General features: G+C 59.1%; 12 protein-coding genes and 3 tRNA genes. 14 read left to right on the top strand and 1 reads right to left on the bottom strand.

The features are described from left to right. Positions 1-222: 222 nt before the first annotated feature. The 5 genes from AC13QE_RS08910 (at position 223) to AC13QE_RS08890 (ending at position 12,967) form a co-directional block, all read left to right on the top strand. On the top strand, positions 223-7,683 hold the full coding sequence (locus AC13QE_RS08910) for a type I polyketide synthase (protein ID WP_488483388.1): 7,461 nt from the start codon (positions 223-225) through the stop codon (positions 7,681-7,683). Positions 7,684-7,733: 50 nt separating this feature from the next. After that, positions 7,734-9,092, top strand: coding sequence for an aminotransferase class I/II-fold pyridoxal phosphate-dependent enzyme (locus tag AC13QE_RS08905; RefSeq protein WP_488483727.1), 1,359 nt, complete (start codon positions 7,734-7,736; stop codon positions 9,090-9,092). Between the two features lie 19 nt (positions 9,093-9,111). Beyond that, complete coding sequence (locus tag AC13QE_RS08900) at positions 9,112-9,966, top strand: SDR family oxidoreductase (RefSeq protein ID WP_488483387.1); 855 nt, start codon at positions 9,112-9,114, stop codon at positions 9,964-9,966. Between the two features lie 131 nt (positions 9,967-10,097). Further along, positions 10,098-11,675 (top strand): LTA synthase family protein, encoded by a 1,578-nt coding sequence (locus AC13QE_RS08895; RefSeq protein ID WP_488483386.1) that lies wholly within the window; start codon positions 10,098-10,100, stop codon positions 11,673-11,675. After that, positions 11,672-12,967 (top strand): capsule polysaccharide biogenesis protein, encoded by a 1,296-nt coding sequence (locus tag AC13QE_RS08890; protein WP_488483385.1) that lies wholly within the window; start codon positions 11,672-11,674, stop codon positions 12,965-12,967. The genes AC13QE_RS08895 and AC13QE_RS08890 overlap by 4 nt, the downstream gene beginning before the upstream one ends. A 360-nt stretch (positions 12,968-13,327) precedes the next feature. Here AC13QE_RS08890 and AC13QE_RS08885 read toward each other — a convergent pair. Next, a tRNA-Val gene (locus AC13QE_RS08885) sits at positions 13,328-13,403 on the bottom strand. A 393-nt stretch (positions 13,404-13,796) separates the two neighbouring features. Between AC13QE_RS08885 and AC13QE_RS08880 the strand changes: the two genes are divergently transcribed. The 9 genes from AC13QE_RS08880 (at position 13,797) to nuoF (ending at position 19,842) form a co-directional block, all read left to right on the top strand. Continuing rightward, positions 13,797-13,873: transfer RNA gene (locus AC13QE_RS08880), tRNA-Asp, on the top strand. A gap of 48 nt (positions 13,874-13,921) precedes the next feature. Beyond that, positions 13,922-13,998 (top strand) — tRNA-Asp (locus AC13QE_RS08875). Between the two features lie 258 nt (positions 13,999-14,256). Continuing rightward, a complete protein-coding gene (locus AC13QE_RS08870) occupies positions 14,257-14,622 on the top strand; it encodes an NADH-quinone oxidoreductase subunit A (protein ID WP_034489570.1) in 366 nt (121 codons plus the stop codon). Continuing rightward, the gene (locus AC13QE_RS08865) at positions 14,613-15,194 is read left to right on the top strand and encodes a NuoB/complex I 20 kDa subunit family protein (protein WP_015339504.1); all 582 of its coding nucleotides are present in this window, start codon (positions 14,613-14,615) and stop codon (positions 15,192-15,194) included. The genes AC13QE_RS08870 and AC13QE_RS08865 overlap by 10 nt, the downstream gene beginning before the upstream one ends. Before the next feature lie 18 nt (positions 15,195-15,212). Next, positions 15,213-15,815 (top strand): NADH-quinone oxidoreductase subunit C, encoded by a 603-nt coding sequence (locus AC13QE_RS08860; RefSeq protein WP_488483384.1) that lies wholly within the window; start codon positions 15,213-15,215, stop codon positions 15,813-15,815. Positions 15,816-15,882: 67 nt separating this feature from the next. Then, positions 15,883-17,073: an NADH-quinone oxidoreductase subunit D gene (locus tag AC13QE_RS08855; protein WP_112398588.1), complete on the top strand. Its 1,191-nt coding sequence runs from the start codon at positions 15,883-15,885 to the stop codon at positions 17,071-17,073. Then, positions 17,073-17,390, top strand: a complete 318-nt coding sequence (locus AC13QE_RS08850) for a hypothetical protein (RefSeq protein WP_488483383.1) — start codon at positions 17,073-17,075, stop codon at positions 17,388-17,390. The genes AC13QE_RS08855 and AC13QE_RS08850 overlap by 1 nt, the downstream gene beginning before the upstream one ends. A 15-nt stretch (positions 17,391-17,405) precedes the next feature. Further along, entirely contained in the window at positions 17,406-18,527 is a 1,122-nt protein-coding gene (locus AC13QE_RS08845; RefSeq protein ID WP_488483382.1) for an NADH-quinone oxidoreductase subunit E, read from the top strand. Positions 18,528-18,537: 10 nt separating this feature from the next. Next, positions 18,538-19,842 carry an NADH-quinone oxidoreductase subunit NuoF gene (gene nuoF / locus AC13QE_RS08840; RefSeq protein WP_112607157.1) on the top strand — a complete coding sequence of 435 codons (1,305 nt, stop codon included), beginning with the start codon at positions 18,538-18,540 and terminating at the stop codon, positions 19,840-19,842. Positions 19,843-19,845: the final 3 nt, after the last annotated feature.

Here is a 19,845-nt window from a genome sequence, read left to right as displayed (position 1 = left end):
AATTCGTCGCGAATTGATTTAGTGAAAGAACTGCAGCCGCCGCAAGCAAGAACTGCGATCTTTGATTTGAATTGAGAGTCCAAGTAATCACATATCGCGTTGATTGCTGCGCTGCTGCAAATTGGCTGCACACGCAAAATACTAGTCAGTGACAACTACAGGTGTTGAAAGCGTGAGTAGCTGATATTGAATTTCGTCAGTTTGGTATATTGCTGAGAGATCATGACAGTTGAGATTATCGGACGCGCAAGCATTGCCCCTGGGGCGGGTTCTATCGATGAACTGCAGCTCGTCCTAAAGGAGGGGCGTTGCACCGTAAGCCGTATACCTGGGGAGCGCTGGGATCTTGCGCGCTTTTGGCATCCGGCTGTGGGCATCCAGGGAAAAACTTACAGTTTTGCAGCCGGCGTCTTTGAGAATGTCCATGCCTTTGATCCTGCGGTTTTCGGCCTTTCCCAGCGTGAAGCGATGCAGATGGATCCGCAGCAGCGCATCCTTCTGAACCTTGTCTGGCGAGCTTTGGAAGATGCAAACCTGCCGATCGATGGGTTCGAAGGCCAGCGGGTGGGCGTCTATGTCGGCGCATCTTCCCTTGAATATGGCAATCTGACGATCGAGGATCCCGCCTCGGGTGGCCCGTATTTCATGACGGGCAATGCGCTTTCCATCGCATCCAACCGCATCTCGCATATATTCGGCTTGTGTGGGCCAAGCATGACGATCGACACGGCCTGTTCGTCGTCGCTGGTAGCGCTCGACCAGGCGGTGAAGGCCCTCGAAAACGGAGAGATCGATACCGCGATCGTCGGGGGCATCAATATTCTGCTCAACCCCATGTCCTTCGTGGGCTTCGCGCAGGCGCGCATGCTATCGCCGGAAGGGCTCTGCCGCGCCTATGACGACAGCGGTCGCGGTTACGTTCGCGCAGAAGGTGGTGCGGCGATCGTATTGCGCCGGACGGACGTTGCACTGCGCGAGAAGGACCGCAGCTATGCCAGGATACATGCCGTGGGCGTCAATTCTTCGGGACGCACCAACGGCATCTCCATGCCGTCGCGCGAGGCGCAGGCCGCCTTGCTTCAGTCGATCTATGAAGGGCGCAATATCGACGTCAATCGCATCGCCTTCATCGAAGGGCATGGGACGGGAACGAAGGTCGGCGACCCCGCCGAAATCTGGGCGATCGGCGAAGTCATAGGGCGCAATCGGCGGGCGCCTGTGCCGATCGGCTCGATCAAGACGAATATCGGCCATACCGAACCGGCATCCGGCCTTTTCGGGCTGTTGAAGGCTGTGATTGCGCTTGAAAATAATTTCTTACCGGCCTCATTGCACTTCGACCACCCGAATGAGTCCATCGATTTCGAGGGCCTGAACGTTCGGGTCAATACATCAACGATCGAGCTTCTTCCGGCCAAGCAGGCACGCTTTGCCGGGATCAATTCCTTCGGCTTTGGCGGAACAAACGCTCACGTCGTCATCAGTGACCCCGATCCGATTGCACCGCCCGAACCGTCAATCCGAGGCGAGGGGGTCGTTTTCGCCGTCAGCGCTCATACGGCCTCGGCTCTTTCGGCGCTGCTCGAAGACTATAGGACTCGCCTTGAAACGGCCGAGCCCAAAGAAGCGCGTCAGATTGTTGCTTCTGCCGCTGCCAATCGCGAACCCATGCGTCATCGTTTCGCAGCCCGCGCAAAAGACAGTGCAGCCGTGCTTGCTGCGATCGATGCGCATCTTGCAGGGAGAAATTCGGCCGGCGAGGCTGGCGAAGCTCCGGCCCAGGCCACCAAGATCGCCTTCGTCTTTTCCGGCAACGGCGCGCAATGGGCGGGAATGGGCATCGGCGCCTATCAGGAAAACCGCCATTTCCGGCAATGCTTTCAATCTTTCAGCGCTCTCTTTGAATATTATCTCGGCGAGAAGCTGACTGATGTTCTGGTCGCCTCTGATCTTGCTGCCCGCCTGGCCGATACCAAGATCGCGCAGCCGCTGCTGTTCGCGATCCAGGCCTCCCTCTCCGATTGCCTCTGGTCGATGGGCGTCAAGCCGGATGCGGTCTTCGGCCACTCGGTGGGCGAAATCGCAGCCGCCTACGCAGCCAAGGTGCTGACGGCTGCCGAGGCGGTTGCAATCGTCGCGAAGCGTTCGCTCCATCAGGATCTTCTTGCCGGTGAGGGCAAGATGGCCGCCGTTGTGCTTGGCGAGGATGCAGCGCTGGCTTTTGCGAAAGCCAGGGGCCTGGACGATATATGTATTGCGGCTGTCAACGCGCCGAATTCGGTAACGATCTCCGGTCCTGCCGATGAGATAGAGGCCTACAGGGACGCCGCGCGTAAATCTCAGATCGTCGCGCATATTCTCGATATCAACTATCCATTCCACCATCCCATCATCGACCGTGCCAGGGAGGCGTTTTTCGCAGACCTGCCCGATCTCGCGCCGGATAGCGGCACTGGGACCTTCATCTCGACGGTAACAGGCGAACTGCGCGATGGGCGCCTGCTGGATACGCAATATTGGTGGCGCAATGTTCGCGATCCCGTGCTTTTCAAGGCTGGCTGTCAGGTCGCTCTGGCAATGGGCTGCAACCTCTTTATAGAGATTTCACCGCGCCCGATCCTGTCGAACTATGTCGCGGAGATCGCAAAACAGGCATCGGTTCAGGCAATCGCAATACCGACTTTGTTGCGCGAGGCCCCGATTGATGGCCATGATCCGGTCTCACAGTCATTTGCACGGGCGGTTGCCAATGGTGCGCCTGCGCTACGCACGCGCAACAGCGCCACGCGCAACGCCTTCGTCAAGCTGCCGCCCCTGCCTTTCGAGCCGGTGGAGCTTCGTGCCCATGCGACGACGGACGAGATCGATATTTTCGGTCGCGACCGCAAAAGCCCGTATACGCTGCTTGGCTGGCGCGCCGATCGCAATGGTACGAATTGGAAGAACCATCTCGACGCCCGCCTTTTTCCAGACCTCGCCGAACATGTGGTGGATGGTAAGGCAATCCTTCCCGGCAGCGGCTTTATCGAAATCGCGGTAACGGCTGCGCAGCATTATTACGGGACTGATGAAGTCGAAATCGGCAATCTCGAAATCTTCCGGCCGCTCGAATTATCTCAGGACAGGATGGTCGAACTGTCCACCATTCTGTCACCCGAGACGGGCGATCTCGAAATCCGGTCGCGCGAGCGCCTCAGCCATGACGAATGGACAGTGCATGCGGTCGGACGTTGCCGCAAGCCGCTGGCGGCTGAGATGGATAGCAAGGCCGCCGCGCGATCGAGCGGGGACCGTGAATCCATATTGACGTCCGAGGTGGCCTACGAAACCGCGGAACGTTTCGGATTGCATTACGGCCCACATTTCCAGCTTCTGTCGAAAGCCGTGGCGTCTGGTCATCATGCGATCGAAGTGGACCTGAAGACGGCTGCCTCACCGTCTCATCCCTTCGCCAGCTATAATCTCAACCCTATGTCGGTCGACGCGGCCTTTCACGGTCTCGTCGCATTGTTCGATCAATTTTCCGGCGACGAAACCGGCGCTCCCTATATTCCCGTTCACTTTGGCACCGTGAGAGCTTTCGGCAAGGAAAGATCGATCGTCAAAGCCTTCATTGAGATCGAGCGTTTCAGCGCGAATTCGATCAAGGCCCGTTTCACCTTGTTCGATGCGAAGGGTAGCGCGGTTGCCGTTCTTGACGATTGTCGTTTCCGGCGCACACAGCTGCGCCGCAGGGCAACGCTCGATTCTGTTGCATTTCATTACGAGAGCGTACCTTCGGCTCTTTTCGCTGGCGCGCACAAATCGGGCGCTAACGTAGGGCAGATTCCGTCGTACGGCAGTTCCGGCGAGAGCCATGCGCTCAACAATGCAAGCCTTCTTCTTGAAGCCGCAGTCTATCGCGCCTGCTACGATATCGCACTAAAGGTTGCGGACCGTAACGGCGCCGTCGCATTTTCCGGCCTTCCCGGCGATGCCGAATTCCGGTCTTTCCTTGTCAATTGCCTCTACATTCTGGAGGATGCCGGCATCGCGGAGACGGGAGGCGGCAAGTGGCACGTTCCCCTGGAGCCGACACTGCCGCCTGTGGCTGAGCTGCTGCAGGAAATCTATCGTGAGGACGCTGGGCGCGTGGCCGAAAGTGTTCTCGTTGGCGATGCCTATCGCGAGACGCTCGAACATCTGGCGACGATACGGCCGCACGTGTTGGAGCGTGAGCCTGTTGCCCAGGGGGCAAACATTCCGGGTGGGGCGACTCTGGAGCATGTGCTTGTTCATTCGCCCTTGAGCGAACGGCGGCTTGCGATGCTCGCGGAAGCATTGACATCCGCCATCGAGGCCGATGCCGGCGCGATCGCACACGTTTTGGAAGTCGGCTCGGTTTCGGCCGCTTTCAGCCGAAAACTGGCGACGATCACCGCAGCAGCGGGCGCATGTCTCGTGATCGCCGAGCCGCGTGAGCAGGCGCGCCGCGCACTGGAGATCGCATTCGAACGCGAAGCGCATGTCATCGTCACCGACCCAGCCAAACTGACGGATCGCTATGTCGCGGACCTCGTCGTCGCCTCCGGCGATCAGAGCCAGTACCTGATGCTCCACAATGACGATATCAAGCGGGCTGTCCGGACGGTTGCCGCCTGCGGCGCGCGGTTGTTGCTGGTCGATCGTGCACCGAGCGCTTTCAATGATTTCGTCTTCGGCCTTTCCGAAGGTTGGTTTGCCGATAGCCCGTCGCCCGAATTCCCCGTTGGGCGGCTCGGCACGCCGCAGCAGATCGCCGAGCTCCTGGGGAGCTTGGGCTTTGCCAAGCCGCTGATCCGTGAGCAGGTATTCCCCGAGGGAGCGTTGATAGCGGTATCGGCTGTATCCGAACGGAAACTGGAAACAGCTGCCATCGTAGAGACCGCCGAGCCCATCCTGATCTTGTCGGAGCAGGGCAAGAAAGGTCTTGGCAAGCTGGGTGAGAATGCAAAGGTCATCGATCTTGATGTATCGTCGCCAGATATTACCGGCGCTCTCGATCCGGTCAACCGGAGAACCAGCCGGATCGTGTATCTTGCCGGCGTGAAGCGCGGCGCTGCGGTGGAACTTTCACTATCGCGTCTCTCGATCTTCACCGAACTGGCGAACCTGCTGTCGCAGCACGGCGATGGAGCGCGGCCTCGACTGGTGATCTTGGCGCCGGGCGGTTCTCCGCTGTCGGCTCGCCCCGTCGACGACGCGAATGCCGGTCTGTGGGCTTTGGGCCGCGTTCTTCAAAACGAATATGATGCCTTTGACATCCATCTGCTGGATGCCGATGCGGATGACGGGCGAGTGTTTTCCGCAGTTGATACCCTCATGACGGCGGACACGGATAATAGGGAATGGTTCATGGATCGCGCGACCGGAAAGGTCCGGGAGATCAGAGCTGCCGCAGGTCCCTTTGATGCCGTCGAAGCAAGCCGCCGGGATTTTGCCGCGGCGATGATCCGGCAACATGTAGGCGGTCGTCTGGATAGCGTGGTCTGGGAGGAAGTAAGCCTTCCTGTGCCTGACGAGAGGGAGATTGTCGTCTCCGTCGAAGCGACCGGCCTCAATTTCCGCGACGTTATGTGGGCTATGGGGCTCTTGCCGGAGGAGGCGCTGGAAGACGGCTTTGCCGGTGCCACCATTGGCATGGAATTCGCTGGGCGAATTCTTGCCGTTGGCGATGCCGTCGACGATCTCAAGCCGGGTGACAAGGTGATGGGGATCGGGCCTGCTGCGTTCTCGACCCATGTCCGTGTTCACCGCGATGGAGTGACGAAGCTCCCCGAACGGATGGACACCGTTGCGGCTGCAACCGTGCCTGTAGCTTTTCTGACCGCCTATTATGCGATGGTTGAGCTTGGGCGCATTCAGCCGGGTGAAACCATACTGATTCATGGAGCTGCCGGCGGCGTCGGTCTGGCGGCGCTCCAGATTGCCAAGCTTAAGGGTGCCAGGGTGATCGCCACCGCCGGCACGGTCGAGAAGCGTGGCTTCCTCGAAATGCTCGGCGCCGATCATGTGCTTGATTCCCGCTCTCTGGATTTCGTTTCCGGCGTGCGGCGGCTTACGGGTGGGGAAGGTGTCGATCTTGTCCTCAATTCGCTCTTTTCCGAAGCGATGGAGCGGAGCATCGAGCTGGTCAAGCCATTTGGCCGCTTCCTGGAGCTCGGCAAGCGCGACTATTATTCCGACCGTAAGATCGGCCTGCGTCCGTTCCGACGCAATGTCAGCTATTTCGGTATCGATGCGGATCAGCTTCTGGTCAACGTACCCGATCTCACTCGGCGCATCTTCAGAGAGATCGGTCAGCTTTTCGCTGAGGAAAAGCTGACGCCGCTGCCATATCGCGCCTTCGCTTATGACGAGATCGGCAATGCCTTCCGGCTGATGCAGAATGCCGGCCATATCGGCAAAATCGTGGTGCGGCCACCCGTTGCGGGTGTTGACAGCGTCTTGCGCGCACCCGCGAAATCTCTGCGTGTCGATGGCAAGGGTGTTTTCCTGATCGCTGGCGGCATTGGCGGCTTCGGGCTGTCTGCCGCCGATTGGCTCGTTTCGAAGGGCGCGCGCCGCATAGCGCTATGTTCGCGTCGCGGCATTGCCGACGCTGAAACGAAGCAGGCGATAGCAGATTGGGCAAAGCGGGGTGTCGTTACGACGCTGCATGCCTGTGATATCACCGATGCCGCCGCGGTTGAGACGCTGCTTGCTTCGCTCCGCACCGAAAGGGCATTGAAGGGCGTCATTCACGCCGCCATGGTCCTGGACGACGCACTCCTTGTCAATCTGACGCCGGAACGCAATCGCCCCGTTCTCGAGGTCAAGATCCGTGGTGCGGAAAATCTGGATCGTCTGACGCGAGATGACAGGCTGGAACTCTTCCTGCTGTTCTCCTCGGCAACGACCATGCTCGGCAATCCAGGTCAGGCTAACTATGTGATGGCCAATGGCTATCTGGAGGGGTTGGCGCGTGCGCGTCGGGCCGCAGGCAGGCCCGCGCTCGCTGTCGGCTTCGGCGCGATCGCCGACAAGGGCTTCCTTGCTCGCAACATCGAGGTCAATGATCTCCTTTCCAAGCGTATCGGAAAGGCGGCGTTGAAGGCACGCGATGCGCTGGAACAGGTCGAGCGTTATATGCTGGCGGACAGAGGGGATGTCGACGCGGCGGCGGTCATGATCGCCGAGATCGATTGGAATGCGGCTCGTTTGCTGCCGATTGCCGGACGTTCTCTGTTCGAGCCGCTGATGCGCCATGCAGGCAGCCATCAGGCCCTCAACGACGGAGACAGCATCGATCTCAGGCAACTGATCAGCGGGAAATCGGAAGAAGAGGCTCAGGCCGCTCTGCATGCGCTTGTCGCGGCAGAGATTGCCGCCATCCTGCGCGTGACCGAAGACACGGTGACGCCCGACAAGGTTTTGAAGGATATCGGCCTCGATAGCCTGATGGCTATGGAGCTCGGCATGAGCTTCCAGCAGAAAACCGGCTTCGATATTCCTTTGAGCGGCGTAGGCGAGGGGACGACGGTGGGCGATGTCGTCAGCCGTTTGCGTGATCGGGTCATGAATCGCAACGGCGATAATGCTGCCAGTGACATGGCCGGAGACGAGGTGGTCGAGCGCCTGGCGCGCAGCCATGCCGCAGAACACGAAAAAAGGGCCGTGCAGTGACCTATAATGGCGAACAGGCGGAGCAGAAGAAAAGCAAGCTGCTTGAGCAGATGCGCCGTGTGGGCGAATCCTCCGGCCGCAATCGGACCGAAAGGCTGAACCGGCAACCACAGTCACAACCGCGTCAGGCGACCCGTTTCGAGGATCTGCCCGAGTATAAGCGTGTCGCAACGCAGCGCATGGCAGGCGAGCTGCTCGGCGTCGCCAATCCATTCTATCGGTCGCATGATGCCGCCGCCGGCGCGACGACGCGCATTGGCGGGCGCGAATTCGTCAATTTTGCCTCCTATGATTATCTGGCGACCAATACGGACCCGCATGTCGCCAAGCGCGCCAAGGAGGCGATTGACCGCTTCGGAATCTCGGCGTCGGCCAGTCGTCTCGTCGCAGGCGAGCGACCTGATCATGTGGAGCTCGAGCGCAGGCTTGCCGAGGTCTATGGCGTCGATGCCGCCGTCTGCTTCGTCAGCGGCTATCTGACCAATGTCGCTGCCATCGGCTGCCTGATGGGGCCGCAGGATCTCGTGATCCACGATGAATTCATTCATAACAGCGCGCTTGCCGGCATCAAGCTTTCCGGTGCCGCCCGTCGGCTGTTCCAGCATAATGATGTCGATAGCCTCGAGAATATCCTGAAGACGCTGTCGTCGGATTTCCGGCGCATTCTGGTCATCGTCGAAGGCATCTATTCGATGGATGGTGATATCGCCAACCTGCCGGCGCTGCTGGAGCTCAAGGCGCGCTATGGTTTCTGGCTGATGGTCGACGAGGCGCATGCGCTTGGCATTCTCGGCAGGACGGGCCGCGGCACATTCGAGCACTTCGATCTTGATCCGCGTGATGTCGATATCTGGATGGGCACGCTCTCGAAGACGACGTCGAGCTGCGGCGGCTATATTGCCGGCACGCGTGCGCTTGCCGATATTCTGAAGGCGGAAGCAGGCGGTTTCGTCTATAGCGTCGGCCTTTCGCCCGTTCTCGCCGCCGCCGCCATCGCTGGCCTCGATATCCTCAAGTCTGAACCGGAGCGAACCGAGCGGCTTAGGCGCAACGGCCATCTGTTTCTCGAGGAGGCAAAGGCGGCTGGCCTCGATACCGGCCTCAGCGTGGGGCACTCGGTCGTGCCCGTGATTGTCGGCGATTCGCTTCGGGCCGCGCAGCTTTCCAACGACCTGCTCGCCGAAGGCATCAACGTGCTGCCCATCATCCATCCGGCGGTGCCCGAGGGCATGGCGCGCCTTCGTTTCTTCATCACCTGCAATCATACCGAGGAGCAAATCCGGCGCGCGGTCAGGCTGACAGCGGAAAAACTCAAGAGCTTGAAGGACCGCAATTTCGGTCTTGCCTCGCTGGATATGGAGAAGATGGTGCAACTGCTGCCCATGGCTCAAACTCCAGGCGGCTCTTAAGTTTCGGGGCGATCGTCTCATGCACGTTATCGTCACGGGAGGTTCAAGCGGAATTGGTCTCGCGATAGCCAAGCTTTATGCGGCCCGAGGGGCTCGGGTTTCGCTTCTTGCTCGCGATACCGGGCGTCTCGAAGAGGCGTGTGCTGAAATCGCGATGCTTCCCGGTGTCGACAGTGCCTTTATCCGGACGGCTTCCGTTGATGTGGCCTCTGCCGAACAGACTACCGAGGCGGTAAGGCTTTGCGAGGCGTCCTTCGGCCCTTGCGATATTCTTGTCGCTTCCGCGGGTATCGTCGAGCCCCGTACCTTCGATGCAATGCCCGCGTTGGTTTTCGATCAGCAGATCTCCATCAATCTCCTCGGGACGGCCAACGTGGTCCGTGCCGTCTACGTCGGCATGAAAAGCCGGCGCGGCGGCCGGATCATGATGATTTCTTCGGGTGCCGCCTTGATCGGTATCTTTGGCTATAGCGCTTATTGCGCATCCAAATCGGCGCTGGCTGGCTTTGCCGAGGCTTTGAGCGCGGAAGCCGGCGCTTGGGGCGTGCAGATTTCGATCTGCTTCCCGCCCGATACGATGACGCCGCAATATGCCCGGGAAATCGCGTTAAGGCCGCGCGAAGCGGAGATTTTGATGGGGGCCGTCAAGCCGTGGAGTGCGGAGGAGGTCGCAGCAAGAATCGTCCGTGGGATGGATCGCGGCAGGCAGAAGATTCACTTCGGGTTTTCGCTGACGGCGCTGGCTTACTTCGGACCCCTGATAAAACCATTGCTGTTATGGTGGTTTTCACGCAAGGCGCGAAAAATATTTGGTGACGAGGCGGATAGCGGTCTTGCCGATACCGGCAAGCAGAGCTTTGATCGCGATAAGTAATACAAAACAGGCGCAGGAGTTGCACCGCCAGCGAAACACGTGCAAGAGAAGGTAAGTCAGGGGTATTGGCGGCCCGTTCCTCGCTGGTATGGAAATGCTGCCGAGGCAGCGGGCATTTGGATGGCGCAGTCTTGAAGCTTCACGATTTTCCAGTTCTTTTGACGCTTGCCTGCTTCGCGTTTTCCTGCGTCATCGTCTTTCTGACCGATCCGTTGGCGATGCCGGCGGCCATCAACGCCGAGAACCGTACGAAAAGAAGCTGGCGGCGAGTAGCCTGCGACTGGGCGGCAAGAATTCCGGTTATCATCCTGATCTATGCGGCTTTCTTCGCCATTTCCTGGCGCCCGATCTACAGCACTCAGGCCGTCATCAGTTTCTTCGTCATCTTCACCGGCATATCGAGGGCGAAATTCGAGTTCATCCGCGAGCCTCTGGTATTTTCGGACATCGCGCTCGTCGTGGATGTCTTCAAATACAAGGAGATCTTCTACGCGACATCGCTGAACATCGTCTTCTGGATCATCGCTTTTGCCTACGTCTTCGGCCTCAGCGGTCTTTACATGTATCTGGAGCCTGCGGTTCTGCCGGACAACCACGGCGTGCTTTGGATCCTGCTGATGCTGGCTGCAGCCTTTACGCCATGGATCGCTTTGTTCAGCCGGGTCGTCAGCGAACCGGTCTGCCGTCTTACGCAGAAATTTCTCGGCAAGGTTGACGTCAAGAGCGATACGGTGCGATTCGGCACCTTTGCCTCCGTCGTTTTTCATTTCGTCATCTGGGTCGGTGTCCGGCGCGAGGCAATCGTTTCGGAATTGTCCGAGCGCTTCATGTCCGCGCTGCAGGAGCTTTGGGAACATGGCGAAGACGAACCGCTCATCGTCGTCTGGCAATCCGAATCCTTCATCGATCTCAGACATTTCGGCGTCGACAATATCAAGCTTCCCAATCTCGACCGTCTGAGGGAGCAGGCTGCGCAATGGGGCCGCATGACCAGCGTCTTCGAGGGTGGCTATACGCTACGAACCGAGTTTGCTGTCTTGAGCGGGCTACTGCCCGAAAATGTGCATATCGACGCCAGCTACCCTTATCTGCGCGCCAGCCATTACAAGGATGTCGTCTGGCCGGCGCGGCTGAAAAAGGCCGGCTGGAAGACGCAGTTCATCCATCCCTACGACAAGACGTTTTTCCTGCGTCACAAGGCGTTGCCGCAGCTTGGCTTCGACCGGATGATGATGCTGGACGAGTTCGATCACAATCCCGAGCGCGATGGCCCTTATGTCAGCGACCTTTCGCTGACAAAAAGCGTGATTCGGACGATCGATGATGACGGCACGAGTAAGAACTTCCTCTTTGTCGCGTCCATGGCGAATCACGGCCCCTGGGAGCCGGGCCGTTGCGGCGACCTCGTCAATCCGGTGGATATCTACGGCGAACTCCTGATGCGCGCCGATCACGCGCTCGGCAATCTCGCCCATCACCTCGATAGGCTGGATCGCCCGGTCTGGCTGCTTTTCTATGGCGATCACGCACCCCTACTGAAGGCCTTTGCCGATCCGTTCCCGGATCCGCGCACCGATTATGTCATCGTTCCGCTTGGCCGCGCGCGCGCTCATTCGCAAAAGCCGCAGCCGCCGCAGGAAGAGGCGCCCTGGAATCTGATCGGCACATTGCTGCGCTATGCCGGTCTTGCCACCGAGGTTGCGGAATGATGCCCAGCGGGGAGGGGGCCGCGCGACCGCGCGTCTTCCTCTTCCTGCAAGGCCCATCCTCGCCTTTGTTCGTCGAGACTGCCAGGATATTGGCGAAGGCCGGCGGCCGCTGCATCCGCATCAACCTGAATGCCGGGGACTGGATTTCGTGGCGCCGCCGCAAGGCGTTCAACTATCGCGGCGACTTTGCCGGATGGCGCGCCTATGTCAGGCTTCGAATCGAAGCCGAGAATGTCACGGATCTGATCCTACATGGCGAAGAGCGGCCCTATCACCGGGTCGCCATCGAGGAGGCACGCCGCGCCGGCGTTGCCGTCAATGTCGTGGAAATGGGTTATTTGCGGCCGGACTGGGTGACCCTCGAGCGAGACGGCCTCTCTTCCAATTCGCATTTTCCCACCAATCCGGTCCATATTCTGAAGGCAGCGTCCAATCTGCCGGAGCCGGATTGGACACGTCGTTACAACCAGACTTTCCTGGCGGAAGCGCTTTACGATCTCGCCTACTATCTGCCGACCGTCTTTCTGTGGTTCCTCTATCCCGGCTATCGCCGGCACGGGCTCTACCATCCCTTGATGGAATATGCCGGATGGCTGAAAAAACTGCCGGCAAGCGGCAGAAGGACACGGGAAGCGCAGGGTGTGATCGAGGAACTGATTGCAGGTGGTAAACGATTCTTCGTCTATCCTCTGCAGCTTCAGACCGATTTTCAGCTCCGCGCGCATTCGCCTTTTCATCAGCAGCAGGATGCGATCCGGCTGATTCTCCGTTCTTTTGCGGAGCATGCAGCGCCGGATATGCATCTCGTCCTAAAGCTTCATCCGCTCGACAACGGGCTCGTGGACTGGCGGGCCTATGTCGAGCATATCGGCGCCTCATGCGGATTGTCGCCGCGCATCCATCTGATCGATGGCGGCAGTCTCGACCGGCTGATTGTCGCCAGCCAGGGCATGGTAACGGTCAACTCGACTGCGGCCCTTTCGGCGCTGCAGGCGGGAAAGCCGGTCAAAGCGCTGGGAGCCGCGATCTACGATATCGATGGACTGAGTGACCAGGGGAACCTGGATCAATTCTGGCTGGAGCCGACGCAGCCGTCACCGGAACTGCGCGATGCATTCTTTCGCCTGCTGGCCGCGGCAGTACAGGTACGCGGCAACTTTTGCTCGCGCGAGGGCGCTCGCGCCGCCGCCGCGCAGATTGCCGAGAGACTGTTATCGCGAACGGTCAATTTGCCCGACGCCTACATCGACCCGCCGCCAAGGCAGCGGCCGATAAAGTTTCATGTGCCGTAATGAAGATGCAATGGGATGAAAGAAGAATGCCGCCGCGAGGGGGCGTCAGGCTGAAATTGACAATACGACCGCTTACATGTGGATTGATTGAGAACCCGGCGCGGCGATTCGACGTTGGGAGTGAATTTCAATAACGGTTTGCCGGGAGCAAACGTCATGGATGACAGCAAGATGGAACGATTCATGTTGAAGGAGCTGCTTATAATCATAGCAGCCCTCGTGCTTGTTTCCGTGGTGCTTCTCGGCGTGATTATTCTCGGCAATTACTGAGCGACTGCAGTCGGACATGCGGGGGCGCCCGTCCAGAAGACGCAATCGATGCGTCTCGCACATGAACCAATAATTTAACCTGTATGGGAGTGGTGGGCGATGAGAGACTCGAACTCCCGACATCCTCGGTGTAAACGAGGCGCTCTACCAACTGAGCTAATCGCCCTTCTGCGAAGCGGGTCATTGGCCCGCCGCGTTCGGTGGCCGTGATCTATGCGGAACGAGGAAAAACCGCAAGAGTGTTTATGAAGATTTTTTGATTTTTTTGATTTTTGCACATTCCTGGCCGCACCCGTCAACATATGCGTCGTTCGACGTCCGCCAGGTTATTCCCCATGCATATCAGGCTCTCATGAAATGCGTGAGGCGGGAACCTGCCATGTGAAATCGAGAGGACCGAAAATTGCAGGAGTGCTTGTCCAAAACAATTCGCATTCTGTCATCGATTTGTATTCAAACCTGCTTGACACCCAAACACGAACCCCGTAGTTAGCCGCTCATCGAACGGCGAGGGCCGCTTTGATGGGTGCGGAAGCATCTGGAATGCTTGAAATACAATGCGGGTGTAGCTCAGTCGGTTAGAGTGCCGGCCTGTCACGCCGGAGGTCGCGGGTTCGAGCCCCGTCACTCGCGCCATTTCAAGGCAAATTTCGGATCCGTACTGGCTGAAAGGCCAAACAATGCGCGGGTGTAGCTCAGTCGGTTAGAGTGCCGGCCTGTCACGCCGGAGGTCGCGGGTTCGAGCCCCGTCACTCGCGCCATTCTCTCCAAGCCATTACAATCAAACGTCAATTTATTGCGATTGCGAACGAGCCTTTTCGCGTTTGCGCCAATTTGTCGCGTTGTCGTCGCAACACATTGATATCTACCGCTCGACAGGACCCTGAACGACAGATTCAAAAGGCTTGCGCGCGCGCTCCGCCTGCGCTAACCACGGCTCTGTTGCAACGCTCTTTCGCTTGCTGGGCATTTGCTCAGATGCGCCGCCCCGGCGCCGACCGCAAGCAGGGATGGACATGATGACTGGACTGCTCAGTTCCTATATTCCGATAGCGATTTTCATTGGTATTGCCCTGGTGATTGGCCTGGCGCTGTTGATCACGCCGTTTGCCGTCGCCTTCAAGGCGCCTGACTCGGAAAAGCTGTCGGCTTACGAATGCGGCTTCAATGCATTCGACGACGCCCGCATGAAGTTCGATATCCGCTTCTACCTGGTATCGATTCTCTTCATCATTTTCGATCTGGAAGTCGCCTTCCTCTTTCCGTGGGCCGTATCTTTCGGTGCGATCGGCTGGTTCGGGTTCTGGTCGATGATGGTGTTCCTCGCGGTGCTGACCATCGGCTTTATCTATGAATGGAAGAAGGGAGCCCTGGAATGGGAGTAGCTCCAAGCAACACGACGCTCGTTGCGCCCCAGCCGAAGGGGATCATCGATCCCGCGACCGGCCGGCCCGTCGGCAGCAATGATCCGTTCTTCGGCGAGATCAACAATGAGCTGGCCGACAAGGGCTTTCTGGTCACCTCCACCGATGAGCTGATCAACTGGGCTCGTACCGGCTCGCTGATGTGGATGACCTTTGGTCTCGCCTGCTGCGCCGTCGAGATGATGCAGGTTTCGATGCCGCGTTACGACGTCGAGCGCTTCGGCTTTGCGCCGCGCGCTTCGCCCCGCCAATCTGACGTCATGATCGTTGCCGGCACGCTCACCAACAAGATGGCGCCCGCTCTGCGCAAGGTCTACGACCAGATGCCCGAGCCGCGTTACGTCATTTCGATGGGCTCCTGTGCCAACGGCGGCGGCTATTATCACTATTCCTATTCCGTCGTTCGCGGATGCGACCGTGTCGTTCCGATCGACATTTATATTCCGGGCTGTCCTCCCACGGCGGAGGCGCTGCTTTACGGCGTGCTTCTGCTGCAGAAGAAGATCCGGCGCACCGGCACGATCGAACGGTAAGGCAGGGGACAAGGTATTATGAGTGAAGCCCTGAACGAGCTTGCCGCCTACCTCACGGAAGTCCGCAGCGCCTTGATCTCATCGAGCGAGATCAAATATGGCGAGCTGACCGTGACGACGACGACCGAAAACGTTATCGCCCTGCTGACCTTCCTGCGTGATGACGCCAAGTGCGGCTTCGTCAACATGACGGATATTTGCGGCGTCGACTGGCCGCAGCGTGTCGAGCGTTTCGACGTGGTATACCATCTGCTGTCGCCCAAGAGGAACCTGCGCATCCGCGTCAAGGTTCCCGTCGGCGAAGATCAGCCTGTTCCCTCCGCTTGCGGTATCTATCCCGGCGCCGATTGGTTCGAGCGCGAAACCTGGGACATGTACGGTGTTCTCTTTACAGGTCATCCGGATCTGCGTCGTATCCTGACCGACTACGGTTTCGAAGGTCACCCGCTGCGCAAGGACTTCCCGACGACCGGTTTCGTCGAAGTCCGCTACGATGATGCCGCCAAGCGCGTCGTCTACGAGCCGGTGGAGCTGAAGCAGGAATTCCGCAACTTCGACTTTTTGTCTCCTTGGGAAGGCACGGACTACGTGCTGCCTGGCGATGAAAAGGCGAAGGCATAATTTGGGAGCGTGTGGTGGGCTTCAGCCCGCCATTCTCTGAATATCTGACAACGCGAGCATCGCCGCCATGACAGAACATAACGTTCGCAACTTCAACATCAATTTCGGTCCGCAGCATCCGGCTGCGCACGGCGTTTTGCGTCTTGTCCTCGAATTGGACGGCGAAATTGTGGAACGCGTCGATCCCCATATCGGCCTGCTGCATCGCGGCACGGAAAAGCTGATCGAGACGAAGACCTACCTTCAGGCCGTTCCTTATTTCGACCGCCTCGACTATGTCGCGCCGATGAACCAGGAGCATGCCTATGCCTTGGCCGTCGAAAAGCTGCTCGGCATCGATATCCCGATCCGCGGCCAGCTGATCCGCGTCCTTTATTCGGAAATCGGCCGTATCCTATCGCATCTTCTGAATGTCACGACGCAGGCTATGGACGTCGGCGCGCTGACACCGCCGCTCTGGGGCTTCGAAGAGCGCGAAAAGCTGATGGTGTTCTACGAGCGCGCCTCCGGTTCGCGCATGCACGCAGCCTACATCCGTCCGGGCGGCGTTCACCAGGATCTGCCTGAAAAGCTCGTTCAGGATATCGGCGACTGGTGCGACCCCTTCCTGAAGGCGCTCGACGATATCGATGATCTGCTGACCGGCAACCGTATCTTCAAGCAGCGTAACGTTGATATCGGCGTAGTCTCGCTGGAAGACTGTTGGGCCTGGGGCTTCTCCGGCGTCATGGTCCGCGGCTCCGGTGCTGCCTGGGACTTGCGCAAGGCGCAGCCTTACGAATGTTACTCCGATCTCGAATTCGATATTCCGATCGGCAAGAACGGCGACTGCTATGACCGCTACCTCATCCGCATGATCGAAATGCGCGAATCTGTCCGCATCATGAAGCAGTGCGTCAATCGTCTGCTCGGCGATGCCAGGACCGGACCGGTTTCATCGCTCGATGGTAAGGTGGTTCCGCCGAAGCGCGGTGAGATGAAGCGCTCCATGGAAGCGCTGATCCACCATTTCAAGCTTTACACCGAAGGCTATCACGTGCCGGCCGGCGAGGTTTATGCAGCCGTCGAAGCGCCGAAGGGCGAGTTCGGCGTCTATCTCGTCTCGGACGGCTCCAACAAGCCGTATCGCTGCAAGATCCGTGCGCCGGGCTATGCGCATCTGCAGGCCATGGACTTCATGTGCCGCGGCCACCAGCTCGCCGACGTCGCAGCCGTGCTCGGTTCACTCGATATCGTCTTCGGTGAGGTGGATCGCTGATGCGGGTCTGGCAGGTGATAGTTCCGGCGCTTCTGGTCGCTTGCGGTGCCTCGGCACAGCAGACCGGCAAGACGCTGAGCCTGCCGACGCTCAACATGCAGGGTTCGAATGCCACGAGCACGAATACTGCAAAAGGCGGAAATGAGGGTATGTCGGGCGGAGATTCGACCGTTGCGGACCTTCTTTCCCGTGGCTACCAGATCAAGGCCGCCGTGCCGAACGGCGGTAAGTTCGTTGTGTTTATGCAGAAAGACCAGTCGGCCTATGCCTGCGAATTCTCGTCTCTGACGAATACGCGGTGTGGGTCCTTAAACTGAGATAAGGCGTGAAAGATGTCCGTTCGTCGACTAGCCGAAGATCAATTCCAGCCTGCCGCCTTCGCTTTCAATGCGGAGAATTCGGTCTGGGCTGAAAAGACGATCCAGAAATATCCGGAGGGTCGCCAGCAGTCCGCGATCATCCCTCTGATGATGCGTGCGCAGGAGCAGGAAGGCTGGGTCACCAAGGCGGCCATCGAAACGATCGCCGACATGCTCGACATGGCCTATATCCGCGCGCTCGAAGTCGCGACCTTCTATACGCAGTTCCAGCTGCACCCGGTTGGCACGCGCGCTCACGTTCAGGTCTGCGGCACGACGCCGTGCATGCTGCGCGGCGCCGAGGGGCTGATCAAGGTCTGCAAGAGCCGGATCAACGATCACGCTTTCGAGCGCAATGCCGACGGCACTCTCTCCTGGGAAGAGGTCGAATGTCAGGGCGCCTGCGTCAACGCACCGATGGTCGTGATCGGCAAGGATACCTATGAGGATCTGACGCCGACACGCCTGGAAGAGATCATCGATGCATTCGCCGCAGGCAAGGGTCATGAGATTCAGACCGGCCCACAGATCGATCGCGTTTTCTCCGCTCCGGAAGGCGGTTTGACGTCTCTGCTGTCGGATGAGGCCAAGGCAAAGAGCACGGCGAGCAAGGTGGCCAAGGCTACTGCTGATACCGTATCGATCCCGCCGTCCGAAGCCGCCCGTGCCAAGAGCACGGATGCGGAAACCAATAAGAGCCTGAAGACGCCGGCGACGGCGCCGAAGGAGGCAGCCAAGAACGCCAAGGCAGCGGAGGCGCAGCCGCTTTCTGGGACTGCGGCTGCCGAGCCTGTCGCCGGAAAGCCGTCGCTCGACGACAAGAATCGTCCCGCCGGTATCGAAAGACCCGCGCAGCCGGACAATCTGCAGCTCATTTCAGGCGTTGGCCCGAAGATCGAAGGGACCTTGCATGAGCTCGGCATCTTTACCTTCGCGCAGATTGCCAGCTGGCACGAAGCCGAGCGCCATTGGGTCGACGGCTATCTGAATTTCAAGGGCCGGATCGATCGTGACGACTGGGTCAGGCAGGCTGAGGCACTCGCTAAGGGTGGCGAAGCGGAATATATCAAGGTCTTCGGCAAGAAGCCGCGGTAAGAGGTGAAGCATGTTACAGGATCAGGATCGCATCTTTACCAATATCTACGGCCTCAAGGATAAATCCCTGAAGGGCGCGATGTCGCGCGGCCATTGGGACGGCACGAAGCAAATCCTCGAAAAGGGTCGTGACTGGATCATCAACGAGATGAAGGCTTCCGGCCTTCGCGGCCGTGGCGGCGCAGGCTTCCCGACCGGCCTCAAGTGGTCCTTCATGCCGAAGGAAAGTGACGGCCGTCCGCATTATCTCGTCGTCAATGCCGACGAGTCGGAACCCGGCACCTGCAAGGACCGCGACATCATGCGCCACGATCCGCATACGCTGATCGAAGGCTGCGTCATCGCCGGTTTCGCCATGGGCGCGAATACCGCTTACATCTATGTCCGCGGTGAGTACATGCGCGAGCGCGAAGCCCTGCAGGCTGCGATCGATGAATGCTACGATGCCGGATTGCTGGGCAAAAACAATAAACTCGGCTGGGATTTTGATGTTTTCGTTCATCACGGCGCCGGCGCTTACATCTGCGGCGAGGAAACCGCGCTGCTCGAAAGCCTGGAAGGCAAGAAGGGCCAGCCGCGCCTGAAGCCGCCATTCCCGGCCAACATGGGTCTCTACGGCTGCCCGACGACGGTCAACAATGTCGAGTCGATCGCCGTTGCCCCGACGATCCTGCGCCGCGGCGCCGGCTGGTTCTCCTCCTTCGGCCGTCCGAACAATGTCGGCACGAAGCTGTTCATGCTCTCCGGTCACGTCAACCGTCCCTGCACGGTCGAGGAAACCATGGGCATCACCTTCCGTGAACTCGTCGACAAGCACGCCGGCGGCATTCGCGGCGGCTGGGACAATCTGCTTGCCGTCATTCCCGGCGGCGCATCGTGCCCCGTCGTTCCGGCCGCCGATATCATCGACTGCCCGATGGATTTCGACGGCCTGCGCGAAGTTAAGTCGTCCTTCGGCACAGCAGCGGCGATCGTCATGGACAAGTCGACCGACATCATCAAGGCGATTGCCCGCATCTCGGCCTTCTTCAAGCATGAAAGCTGCGGCCAGTGCACGCCGTGCCGCGAAGGCACCGGCTGGATGTGGCGCGTTCTTGAGCGTATGGCTCGTGGCAACGCCCAGAAGCGCGAGATCGACATGCTGTTCCAGGTGACGAAGCAGATCGAAGGTCATACCATCTGTGCGCTCGGTGACGCAGCAGCATGGCCGGTTCAGGGCCTGATCCGCAATTTCCGTCCCGAGATCGAAAAGCGCATCGACCAGTACACTGCCAATGCGACGAGCCACGGCGCGGTTCTGGAAGCAGCCGAGTAAGGA

This window comes from Martinezella sp. CNPSo 3957 (assembly GCF_057784395.1).
This window is presented reverse-complemented; position numbering and strand designations above follow the sequence as displayed.

What these genes read in the sequence shown, in the direction of transcription:
- AC13QE_RS08910 (WP_488483388.1), top strand. Translation starts at nt 223, where the DNA reads ATGACAGTTGAGATTATCGGACGCGCAAGCATTGCCCCTGGGGCGGGT.
- AC13QE_RS08905 (WP_488483727.1), top strand. Translation starts at nt 7,734, where the DNA reads ATGCGCCGTGTGGGCGAATCCTCCGGCCGCAATCGGACCGAAAGGCTG.
- AC13QE_RS08900 (WP_488483387.1), top strand. Translation starts at nt 9,112, where the DNA reads ATGCACGTTATCGTCACGGGAGGTTCAAGCGGAATTGGTCTCGCGATA.
- AC13QE_RS08890 (WP_488483385.1), top strand. Translation starts at nt 11,672, where the DNA reads ATGATGCCCAGCGGGGAGGGGGCCGCGCGACCGCGCGTCTTCCTCTTC.
- AC13QE_RS08870 (WP_034489570.1), top strand. Translation starts at nt 14,257, where the DNA reads ATGACTGGACTGCTCAGTTCCTATATTCCGATAGCGATTTTCATTGGT.
- AC13QE_RS08865 (WP_015339504.1), top strand. Translation starts at nt 14,613, where the DNA reads ATGGGAGTAGCTCCAAGCAACACGACGCTCGTTGCGCCCCAGCCGAAG.
- AC13QE_RS08860 (WP_488483384.1), top strand. Translation starts at nt 15,213, where the DNA reads ATGAGTGAAGCCCTGAACGAGCTTGCCGCCTACCTCACGGAAGTCCGC.
- AC13QE_RS08855 (WP_112398588.1), top strand. Translation starts at nt 15,883, where the DNA reads ATGACAGAACATAACGTTCGCAACTTCAACATCAATTTCGGTCCGCAG.
- AC13QE_RS08850 (WP_488483383.1), top strand. Translation starts at nt 17,073, where the DNA reads ATGCGGGTCTGGCAGGTGATAGTTCCGGCGCTTCTGGTCGCTTGCGGT.
- AC13QE_RS08845 (WP_488483382.1), top strand. Translation starts at nt 17,406, where the DNA reads ATGTCCGTTCGTCGACTAGCCGAAGATCAATTCCAGCCTGCCGCCTTC.
- nuoF (WP_112607157.1), top strand. Translation starts at nt 18,538, where the DNA reads ATGTTACAGGATCAGGATCGCATCTTTACCAATATCTACGGCCTCAAG.